General features: G+C 70.1%; 11 protein-coding genes and 1 other RNA gene. 8 read left to right on the top strand and 4 right to left on the bottom strand.

Annotation, left to right across the window (positions count from 1 at the left end; genetic code table 11):
* Positions 1-51: 51 nt before the first annotated feature.
* Both ffs and EZ313_RS22425 read right to left on the bottom strand, forming a co-directional pair.
* Positions 52-148, bottom strand: an RNA gene (gene ffs / locus EZ313_RS22430) — signal recognition particle sRNA small type.
* 28 nt (positions 149-176) lie between these two features.
* The gene (locus tag EZ313_RS22425) at positions 177-491 is read right to left on the bottom strand and encodes a hypothetical protein (protein ID WP_135265546.1); all 315 of its coding nucleotides are present in this window, start codon (positions 489-491) and stop codon (positions 177-179) included.
* 178 nt (positions 492-669) lie between these two features.
* On the opposite strand from EZ313_RS22425, the gene dnaX reads away from it, so the two are divergent.
* From dnaX to EZ313_RS22395, 6 genes are all read left to right on the top strand, one after another.
* Positions 670-2505, top strand: a complete 1836-nt coding sequence (dnaX, locus tag EZ313_RS22420; RefSeq protein ID WP_135265545.1) for a DNA polymerase III subunit gamma/tau — start codon at positions 670-672, stop codon at positions 2503-2505.
* 9 nt (positions 2506-2514) lie between these two features.
* Complete coding sequence (locus EZ313_RS22415) at positions 2515-2847, top strand: YbaB/EbfC family nucleoid-associated protein (RefSeq protein ID WP_135265544.1); 333 nt, start codon at positions 2515-2517, stop codon at positions 2845-2847.
* A 3-nt stretch (positions 2848-2850) separates the two neighbouring features.
* Complete coding sequence (gene recR, locus EZ313_RS22410) at positions 2851-3438, top strand: recombination mediator RecR (protein ID WP_135265543.1); 588 nt, start codon at positions 2851-2853, stop codon at positions 3436-3438.
* A 35-nt stretch (positions 3439-3473) separates the two neighbouring features.
* The gene (locus EZ313_RS22405) at positions 3474-3887 is read left to right on the top strand and encodes an MAPEG family protein (RefSeq protein WP_135265542.1); all 414 of its coding nucleotides are present in this window, start codon (positions 3474-3476) and stop codon (positions 3885-3887) included.
* Positions 3888-3989: 102 nt separating this feature from the next.
* Positions 3990-5033, top strand: coding sequence for an ABC transporter substrate-binding protein (locus EZ313_RS22400; RefSeq protein WP_135265541.1), 1044 nt, complete (start codon positions 3990-3992; stop codon positions 5031-5033).
* Positions 5030-6514 carry an MFS transporter gene (locus EZ313_RS22395; protein ID WP_135265540.1) on the top strand — a complete coding sequence of 495 codons (1485 nt, stop codon included), beginning with the start codon at positions 5030-5032 and terminating at the stop codon, positions 6512-6514. The genes EZ313_RS22400 and EZ313_RS22395 overlap by 4 nt, the downstream gene beginning before the upstream one ends.
* On the opposite strand, the gene EZ313_RS22390 is transcribed toward EZ313_RS22395, so the two are convergent.
* Both EZ313_RS22390 and gloB read right to left on the bottom strand, forming a co-directional pair.
* Entirely contained in the window at positions 6495-8012 is a 1518-nt protein-coding gene (locus EZ313_RS22390; protein ID WP_135265539.1) for a transglycosylase SLT domain-containing protein, read from the bottom strand. The two genes, EZ313_RS22395 and EZ313_RS22390, sit on opposite strands and share 20 nt — an antisense overlap.
* Complete coding sequence (gloB, locus tag EZ313_RS22385; RefSeq protein ID WP_135265538.1) at positions 8009-8782, bottom strand: hydroxyacylglutathione hydrolase; 774 nt, start codon at positions 8780-8782, stop codon at positions 8009-8011. The genes EZ313_RS22390 and gloB overlap by 4 nt, the downstream gene beginning before the upstream one ends.
* Here gloB and EZ313_RS22380 point away from each other — a divergent pair.
* A complete protein-coding gene (locus EZ313_RS22380; RefSeq protein WP_240788751.1) occupies positions 8781-9587 on the top strand; it encodes a class I SAM-dependent methyltransferase in 807 nt (268 codons plus the stop codon). The genes gloB and EZ313_RS22380 overlap by 2 nt on opposite strands.
* Positions 9584-10045: a ribonuclease HI gene (rnhA, locus tag EZ313_RS22375; RefSeq protein WP_135265537.1), complete on the top strand. Its 462-nt coding sequence runs from the start codon at positions 9584-9586 to the stop codon at positions 10043-10045. The genes EZ313_RS22380 and rnhA overlap by 4 nt, the downstream gene beginning before the upstream one ends.
* Positions 10046-10124: the final 79 nt, after the last annotated feature.

Below are 10124 nucleotides of genomic sequence, written 5' to 3'. Positions count from 1 at the left end.
CACGTCGAAAGCGGCCGATCGGCCCCGGTCGAAACGTGTGTGGGTATGGAAGGTGACGAGCCTTACCCCCGGCACTGGCTCCACAGTTAGGGCTGCTTGGTTCCCCACCTGACCCGGTTGGCCGCTTCACCATGCGGGGAGGCCCGTCACGGCCGATTGTAGGCGGTCCGCAAGGCTCAGCCTGTCCTGAGCTGCCGCTGCACGATCTCGTTCAGTGCGTCGGACGTGGTCGTCGCCGTGCAGCTGCCGCTGCCGCTGCCGCCGGCCGCCTGCGTGCCGAGCACGTTGGCAGCGACGCCGCAGACGTTCGCGGCGACCGCGACCGGGACCTGGACGGTGACCGGGATCTGGCTGACGTTGACCTTCAGGTTCTGCGCGATGTTGTTCGCCACGTTCCGGATGTCCACGTTCACCAGCCCGGACTGTTGTGCCAGCGCCGGGGCGGCGGCGCAGGAAGCGATCAGCATCAGTGAAGCGATGTGTTTGCGCATTTCGATCTCCTTTGGGTTGTGGCCCGTTCCGCTCGGGTGAAGGAACGGGGGCCATTCATCGAACGCATCGCCTGGGCGCAGGCCGACCGCCATCCTGGACTCTTCGCGTCCGGATTCTTCGATTCAGCCGTTCTGCGCAGGATGAGTTCGCCCGACCGCGACCCTTAGAATCGACCCGATGTCCTATCTCGTGCTCGCCCGCAAGTACCGGCCGAAGAACTTCGGCCAGATGGTCGGCCAGGAGCACGTGGTGCAGGCGCTCTCGAATGCGCTGGAGCAGCAGCGGCTGCACCACGCGTACCTGTTCACCGGCACCCGGGGCGTGGGCAAGACCACGGTCTCGCGCATCCTGGCCAAGTCGCTCAACTGCCAGGGCCCGGACGGGCAGGGCGGCATCACCGCCACGCCCTGCGGCGTGTGCCAGGCCTGCGCGGACATCGACGCCGGCCGGTTCGTCGACTACACCGAGCTGGACGCGGCCTCCAACCGGGGCGTCGACGAGGTCCAGTCGCTGCTGGAGCAGGCGGTCTACAAGCCGGTGCAGGGGCGCTTCAAGGTCTTCATGATCGACGAGGTGCATATGCTCACCGGGCACGCGTTCAACGCGATGCTCAAGACGCTGGAAGAGCCGCCGGAATACCTCAAGTTCGTGCTGGCCACGACCGACCCGCAGAAGGTGCCGGTCACGGTGCTGTCGCGCTGCCTGCAGTTCAACCTGCGGCCGATGGCGCCGCAGACGGTGCAGGAGCACCTGGCCGCCGTGCTGCAGTCCGAAGGCGTCGAGGCCGAGCCGCAGGCGCTGCGGCTGCTGGCCCGCGCCGCGCGCGGATCGATGCGCGATGCGCTGTCTCTCACCGACCAGGCCATCGCGTTCGGCGGCGGGGCTCTGCAGGAAGCCGCGGTGCGCCAGATGCTCGGCAGCGTGGATCGCACGCACGTGTTCCGGCTGGTCGAGGCGCTGGCCGGGAGCGATGGCCGCGCGGTGGTCGACATCTCGGAAGCGCTGCGCGTCAACGGCCTGTCGGCGGCCGGCGCGCTGGAAGAGATGACGGCCGTGCTGCAGCGCATGGCGGTGGTGCAGGCGGTGCCGGACACCGGTGACGCGGGCGACCCGGACCATGCGGACATCGCGCGCCTGGCGGCGCTGCTGCCGGCCGACGAAACCCAGCTGCTCTATACGATGTGCCTGCACGGCCGCGCCGAGCTGGGCCTGGCGCCCGACGAGTACGCGGCGCTCACGATGGTGCTGCTGCGCCTGCTGGCTTTCCGCCCAGGCGCCGATGCTGCGGCCCCCGCGGAAAAAAAAACTCTGAACGCAGCCAGGCCTTCGCCTGAGCCCGCGCTTTCCGCCGCACCGGCGGTCCGTGCGCCGCAAGCGCCTGGGGTCCAGCTCCCTGTGGCCGCAACCGTGACGGGCCCGGCGCCCGCTGCGCAAGCCGCACCATCGCCCGCGCGACCGCCGGGACAGGTCCTGCCCGTGGTCGATCCGCCCGCCCGGGGCGCGGCACCTGCGCCCAGCCGCGCGCGCCCGGCAGGCGACGGCGCGGTGGTCGGAGTGCCCGTTCGCGTGCAGCCCGAGTCGCCGCGGGAGGCCGCCAGCGTCGCGACGAGCTTCGTGCCGAGCGAAGAGGGCGACTTCTGGCATTCGACGGTGCAGGCGCTGGTCGCTGCGGAAGCGATCACCGCCCTGGTCCGCGAGCTGGCCCTGCAGTCGCAGCTGGTCGCGCGCGACGAGGGCCACTGGCTGCTGCGCGTCGAGCGCGAATCGCTGAACCAGCCGGCGTCGCGAGAACGCCTGCAGAACGCGCTGAAGGTCGCCGGGCACGAGGTGGCGATCACCATCGAGCTCGGTGCGGTGAGCGACAGCCCCGCGCGCCGCAATGCCGCCGCCGCGGCGCAGCGCCAGCGCGAGGCCGAGGAGATCATCCTCAACGACCCGTTCGTGCAGCAGATGATGCGGGACTTTGGCGCGAAAATCGTGCCTGGAAGCATCAAGCCCATCCAGGGCAGCTAAGGAATCGACATGTTCAACAAGGGACAGCTGGCCGGCCTCATGAAGCAGGCCCAGGCCATGCAGGAGAACCTGAAGAAGGCGCAGGAGGAACTCGCCACCATCGAGGTGTCGGGGGAGTCGGGCGCCGGCTTGGTGAAGGTCACGATGACGTGCAAGCACGACGTCAAGCGGGTGGAGATCGACCCCAGCCTGCTCGCCGACGACAAGGACATGCTCGAGGACCTGGTCGCCGCCGCCTTCAATGCCGCCGTGCGCAAGGCGGAAGAGACCTCGCAGGAGAAGATGGGAAAGCTCACCGCGGGCATGCCGGGTCTGCCGGGCGGGATGAAGTTTCCGTTCTGAGCCTTGCCTGATTCGTCCCTCAACGCCCTGATCGAAGCCCTGCGGCGCCTTCCCGGCGTCGGCGTGAAGACCGCCTCGCGCATGGCGTTCCACCTGCTGCAGCACGATCGCGAAGGCGCGCAGCTGCTCGCGCAGGCGCTGCAGCAGGCGTCCACGCGAATGCGGCATTGCAGCCTGTGCCATACGTTCACCGAAGGCGAGGTCTGCGCGACCTGCCTGGATCCGCAGCGCGATGCCAGCAAGCTGTGCATCGTCGAGACGCCCGCCGACCAGGCGGCGCTGGAGCGCACCGCGGCGTACCGCGGCCGCTACTTCGTGCTGATGGGCAAGCTCAGTCCGCTCGACGGCATCGGCCCGCGCGACATCGGCCTGGCCAAGCTGTTCGAGCGCGCGACCGACGGCGCGGTGCAGGAGGTGATCCTCGCGACCAACTTCACCGCCGAAGGCGAGGCCACAGCGCACGTCATCGGCGAAGCGCTCAAGCAGCGCGGCCTGAAGGTGACACGCCTGGCGCGCGGGGTGCCCGCCGGCAGCGAGCTGGAGTACGTGGACCTGGGCACCATCGCCCACGCGCTGGTCGACCGGCGCTAGGCCGCCGCGTTGCGGCGAGAGGAAACAGGACAACGATGGGACCGACCCGCTTCACCGTCGCGTACTGGTGCGTGCTCGCGGCCGCGCTGCTGCCCTACCTGTGCGCGTACCTCGCCAAGTCGGGCGGGCTGTTCAAGCCGCGCAGCCAGGGCGGCTTCGACAACCACGATCCGCGCGCCTGGCTGGCCAGGCAGACCGACTGGCACGCGCGCGCCAACGCGGCGCAGGCCAACAGCTTCGAGGCGCTGCCGCTTTTCATAGGTGCGGTGATCATCGCGCACCAGCTGGGCGCTCCGCAGACGCGGCTGGACATCCTCGCCGTGCTCTTCGTGACGCTGCGGATCATCTACATCGCGATGTACGTCGCGGGCCTGCCCACGGTGCGTTCGGCGGTGTGGGCCGCGGCGCTGCTGGTCAACATCGGCATCCTGCTTTCCGCCCTTCGCTAGCCTCATTCCTGCTTTACGTGGAAACCCGCACGGGATGGTCCTGATGCGGTGCACAAGAGCTCTGGCTAACCTCGCAAGCGCCTGCCAGAGAGGAAGTCAAGAATGAGAAAAACGGCCATCACTCGCCGCGGGTTTGCCTTCGGGGGCGCCTGCGCGGTGCTGCTGGGCGCGCCGGCGCTGCGCGCGCAGGCACGCCTGGAAAAAGCGCGCGTGGTCATCGCGGTGGGCGGCAAGGCGGCGTTCTACTACCTACCCCTCACCATCGCCGAGCAGCTGGGCTACTTCAGGGCCGAGGGCCTGGACGTCGAGATCGTCGACCACGCCAGCGGCCCGCGCGCGCTGCAGGCGCTGGTCGCCGGCTCCGCGGATGTGATCAACGGTGCGTACGAGCACACGATCAACATGCAGAGCCGCAACCACTTCGTGCAGTCGTTCGTGCTCATGGGGCGCGCGCCGCAGATCGCAGTGGGCGTGTCGACGAAGTCGGTGCCCCACTACCGCGCGCCGGCCGACCTGCGCGGCCGCAAGATCGGCGTTTCCGCGCCGGGCTCCTCCACCAACATGGTGGCCAACCTGGTGCTCTCGCGCGCCGGCGTGAAGGCGCACGAAGTGAGCTACGTCGGCGTCGGCACCTCGATGGGCGCGCTGTCGGCGCTGCGCTCGGGCCAGATCGACGCGATGAGCAACACCGACCCGGTGATGACCATGCTGGAGCAGCGCGGCGAGGTGAAGATCATCAGCGACACGCGCACGCTCAAGGGCACGCAGGACGTCTTCGGCGGCCCGATGCCGGCGGCCTGCTTCTACGCCAACGCGGAGTTCGTGCAGAAGAACCCCAACACCTGCCAGGCGATGGCCAACGCCGTGGTGCACGCGCTCAAGTGGCTGCAGCACGCCGGTCCCAGCGACATCATCAAGACGGTGCCCGACGCATACCTGCTCGGCGATCGGGCGCTGTACCTGGCCTCGTTCAACAAGGTGCGCGAGGCCATCTCGCTGGACGGCATGCTGCCCGAGGACGGCGCGCGCACCGCGCTGCGCGCCGTGGCCGATTTCGAGGCCGGCATCCGGCCCGAGAAGATCGACCTGGCGCGCACCTACACGAACGAATTCGCCCGCCGCGCGAAGGAAAAGTTCAAGGTTTGAACGCTGACGGCGCGGGCAGGACCGCCGGCTTCGGCGCGCTGTTCAGCGCGGTGATGCTGCCCATGTTCATGGCGGCGATCGACCAGACGCTGCTTGCGGCGGCCACTCCGCGCATCGCCGGCGACCTGGGCGGCCTCTCGGACACGTCCTGGATCGCGGTGGGCTACCTGCTGGCCACCACCATCGTCGCGCCGATCTACGGCCGCATGGGCGACCGCTACGGCCGCCGCAACGTGCTGCTGGTCGCGCTCGGCGTGTTCGCGGCCGGTTCGCTCGCATGCGCGCTGTCCGCCAGCATGTTCGGGCTGATCGCCGCGCGCGTGCTGCAGGGCGCTGGCGGCGGCGGGCTGATGGTGCTGTCGCAGGCGCTGATCGGCGAACTGGTCGCGCCCTCCGAGCGGCCGCGCTACCAGGGCTACTTCGCCGCGGTGTTCACCGTCTCCAGCGTGGGCGGCCCGGTGATCGGCGGATTCGTCGTCAACCACGGCGACTGGCGCTGGCTGTTCTGGGCCAACCTGCCGCTCGCGCTGCTGGCCGCGTGGCGCGTGGCCAGTCTGCCGCGGCCGGAGCCTTCGGCGATGCGGGACGCGCCCTACGACCCGGCGGGCGTGGTGCTGTTCGCGGCTTGCGCAGTCAGTGCGCTGCTGTGGCTGAGCCTGGTGGGTCACCGCTTCCCGCTGTTCTCGCCGACCAGCGCGGCCCTGGCCGGGACCGCGCTTCTGGCCGGGGGGCTGCTCGCGTTCCAGCAGCGCCGGCATCCGTCCCCGTTCCTGCCGCTGGACGTGCTGCGCATCCGCGGAGTCGGCTGGGTCTGCCTCTCCATCGTCGGCTTCGCCGGCACGATGTTCGCGCTGGTGTTCCTGCTGCCGATCTACCTGCAGGTGGCCCAGAACGCGAGCGCCGCGGGCGCGGGCATCCAGCTGCTGCCGCTGACGATCGGCATGGTGGTCGGCTCCACGCTCAACGCGCGGTTCAGCGCGCGCACCCAGCGCAGCGGCGTCCTGCCGCCCTGGGGTTTGGGCACGGCCTCGTTCGCGTTGCTGACGCTGGCCGTGTGGCCGCCTTCGACGCTGTCGATCGGCATCGCCGCCGCGATGTGCGGCGTGGGATTCGGGACCGTGATGCCCAGCGCGCAGATCGCCACCCAGATGCTGGCCGGACGGGAACGCCTGGGCGCCGCCGCGGCGCTGCTGTCATTGACGCGCTCGACGGGCGCCGCGCTCGGCACCGCGGCCTTCGGGGGACTGGCTTTCGCGCTGCTCAACGTGCAGGGCTCGGGCGCGGAGGGCGCCGGCGTGCGGCTGGAAGGCCTGTCGGCCGAGCGTGTCACGCAGGCTTTCCACCTGGTGTTCGGCGCGCTCGCCGTCTACGCCGCGGCGGGAGCCTTCGCGGCCTCCCGCGCGCCGACGATGGACCTGGTGCAGCGGACGCGGGCCGAACGGCCCGACGTCAAGGCGCCGGTCAGCGACGCCGGCTCTTGACCACCGGCTTGGCGCGCGCGGCGGGCGCCACCCGCGCGCGGCTCGTGCTGCGCGGGGCGGCCTTGCCGCGCACCGGCAGGTACAGGATGACCTGCTGGCCCGCACGGAAAGCGGCGGACGCGCCGACGTCGTTCCAGTCCGCCACCTGGGCCGGCGTCACGCGGTAGCGGCGCGCGATCGACGCCACGGTGTCCTTGCGGCCGGCCTTCACGGTCGTGCGGCGCAGCGTCGCTTCGGGGGCGAGGGCGAGCTGGCCGTTGTCGGCCAGGTGTTCCGCCACGTCCTTCTGCTCGCTGGGCGGACGCGGGACCACGAGCACCGAGCCGGCCTTGATCAGCATGCGCGGCGGGATGGTGTTGACGCTGCGCAGCTCGGCCTCGCTCATGCCCACCCGGCGCGCGGCCTGGGCCACGCTCATCGTCCCGGGCACGGTCCACGCCGTCCAGCTCGCGAAGCGGCCCTGGCTGTAGTCGGTCAGGTTGCGCTGGAAGACTTTCGCGTTGTCCCAGGGCAGCAGGATCTGCGGCGTGCCGGCCGCGAGGATCACCGGGCGATTGAGCTGCGGGTTGAGCGCCTTGAAGTCGTCCAGCGCCACCCCCGCCAGCTTGGCGGCCAGCGCGGTGTCGATGTCGCGGTCGACCGTCACGACATCGAAGTAGGGATGGTTCTCGATCACCGGCAGCTCCGCGCGGAACTGGTCGGGGTTGCCGATGATGTTCTTGACCGCCTGCAGCTTGGGCACGTAGTTGCGTGTCTCGTCGGGCATCTTCAGGTCTTCGTAGCCCGTGCCCAGGCCCTTGCGCTTGTTGAACGCGATGGCGCGGCCCACGCTGCCTTCGCCCCAGTTGTAGGCGGCCAGCGCGAGGTGCCAGTCGCCGAACATGCCGTGCAGGCGCTGCAGGTAGTCGAGCGCGGCGCGGGTGGACGCCAGCACGTCGCGGCGGTCGTCGCGGAAGAAGTTCTGCTTCAGGTCGTAGTCGCGCCCCGTGGCGGGCATGAACTGCCACATGCCCGCGGCGCGCGCGCTGGACACCGCCTGCGGGTTGAACGCGCTTTCGATGAAGGGCAGCAGCGCGAGTTCGCTGGGCATGCGGCGGCGCTCCAGTTCCTCGACGATGTGGAACAGGTACTTGCGCGAGCGGTCCGTCATCCGCTGCATGTAGTCGGGCCGGGTGGCGTACCACTGCTCGTGGCGGCGCACCAGGTCCGTGTCGAGCGCGGGCATGGAGAAGCCGCCGCGGATGCGCTCCCAGAGGTCGGCCGGCGGCTCGGTGGAGACCACGCCGAGCGACGCCGCCTCGGCGGGCGTGATCGGGCTCAGGGGCCCGCTCCACACCACCGGAGGCGCGGCGGGCGCCTGCTGCGACACAGGGGGCGGAGCTTGGGTGGAAGGCGGGGGAAGGGACGGTTCGGGAGAGGGAGCGGGAGACGGCCCGGTCGCGCAACCGGCCAGCCACAACGCCAGGGACAAGCCGGCGGCCTGCAGAAGTTTCTTCATCTGAACTCGTTTTTCCATTGGCGGATGGCGGCGAAGACCGCTACTTCGTCCCTGGCGCTGGCGCCGTTGTAGGCCTGCGCGGCCCGCACCACCGAAGGCTGGCGGGTGCGCAGGAAAGGATTGATCCGCTTTTCCTCGCCGATGGTGGCGGGCAATGTCGGTTCGCCGCGGCCGCGCAACTCCTCGCAGTGCTGCTGGTAGCGGGCGAGTTCCTCGTTGGACGGCTCCACCGCGCGCGCGAAGCGCAGGTTGGCCAGCGTGTACTCGTGCGCGCAGCACACGCGTGTGGACGCGGGCAGGGCGGCCAGCGCGTCGAGGGAGGAAAGCATCTGCCCCGGCGTGCCTTCGAACAGCCGGCCGCAGCCGCCGGAAAACAGCGTGTCGCCGCAGAACAGGACCGGCGCGCCATCGACGTCCGGCGTGAAGTAGGCGATGTGCCCGGCGGTGTGGCCGGGGACGTCCAGCACCTCCAAGGGCAGGCCGAGGGCGCCGATCCGGTCGCCCTGCGCCAGGGGCCGGTAGGGCTCGGGAATCGATTCGCGCGCCGGCCCGAACACCTGCGCGCCGGTGGCGTCGCGCACGGCGGCCAGGCCGCCGATATGGTCCGCATGGTGGTGCGTGACTAGAATCGCTTCCAGTTGCAAGCCGGAGCGCCGGATGAATTCCAGCACCGGCTGCGCGTCGCCCGGGTCGACCACCAGCGCCCGTTGCCCATCGTGCAACACCCAGAGGTAGTTGTCCTGGAACGCGGGCAGAGGAACTAACTTCATGAGCGATGCGATTATAGGAATGCATGAGTGGTTCGAGACCCCGCCCGGGCGCTATCTGCTCGCCTGGGAGAAGGCGGAATTCGACCGCGCAGTGGCCGACATCTTCGGCTACCACGCCCTGCAACTGGGCCTGCCCGAACTCGACACGCTCGCTTCCAACCGGATGCCGCACAAGTGGCTCGGGCTGCGCGAGCTGCATCCGCTGGACGGTTCACGCAAACCGGCATTGATGACGGATTACGCGGCGCTGCCGTTCGAGGCCAACAGCGTGGACCTGGTGGTGCTGCCGCACTCGCTGGAGCTGAACACGGACCCCCACGCCACGCTGCGCGAGGTCGAGCGCGTGCTGGTGCCCGAGGGCAAGGTCGTGATCTGCTGCCTGAACCCGGCGAGCCTGTGGGGCCTGAGGCAGCGCCGCGCGCACATCTACCGCCGCCTCGGCTTCGGCCAGCTGTTCCTGCCCGACGCGGGCGAGTTCATCGGCTACCGGCGCCTGCGCGACTGGCTGCGCCTGCTCAATTTCGAGGTCGAGACCGGCAACTTCGGCTGCTGGCGGCCCGCGCTGGCCACCGACCGCTGGCTCGATCGCTTCGACTGGATGGACTCGCTCGGCGAGCGCTGGTGGCCCATCTTCGGCGCCGTCTACTTCGTCGTCGCCACCAAGCGCGTGCGCGGCATGAAGCTGGTGGGCAAGCTCTGGAAGCCGGCCAAGGCGATCGCCACCGCGCCGGTGCCGCTGGCCAACCGACGGCCGCAGCTGGAGACCACCGCCACGGCCGAACGGCAGGAAGTGCGCCTGCCGTGAACCAGGTGGAGATCTACACCGACGGCGCCTGCAAGGGCAATCCCGGCCCCGGCGGCTGGGGCGTGCTGCTGCGCTCGGGCAGCACCCAGAAGGAGCTGTTCGGCGGCGAGCTGGGCACCACCAACAACCGCATGGAGCTGATGGCGGTGATCCAGGCGCTGTCGGCGCTCAAGCGGCCCTGCGCGGTGACGCTGTACCTCGACAGCCAGTACGTCCTGAAGGGCATCACCGAGTGGCTGCCGGGCTGGAAGGCCAAGGGCTGGCGCACGGCCGGCAAGACGCCGGTCAAGAACGCCGAGCTGTGGAAGAGGCTGGACGACCTCGTCCAGCAGAGCGGCCACGTGATCGACTGGCGCTGGGTGCGCGGGCACAACGGCGACCCTGGCAACGAGCGCGCCGACGCCCTGGCCAACATGGGCGTGGAGCTTGCGTTGGGCCAACGCAAGCCGCCCGTGTAAACCTGCGGTAAATCCCTCCGCACGCGGCCCGGCTGCACCGGGAACTACGGGCCTGCGCACGCAGTCGGCTTACACACGC

It is taken from the genome of Ramlibacter henchirensis, from assembly GCF_004682015.1.
GTDB classification, from domain to species: Bacteria; Pseudomonadota; Gammaproteobacteria; order Burkholderiales; family Burkholderiaceae_C; genus Ramlibacter; species Ramlibacter henchirensis.
This window is presented reverse-complemented; position numbering and strand designations above follow the sequence as displayed.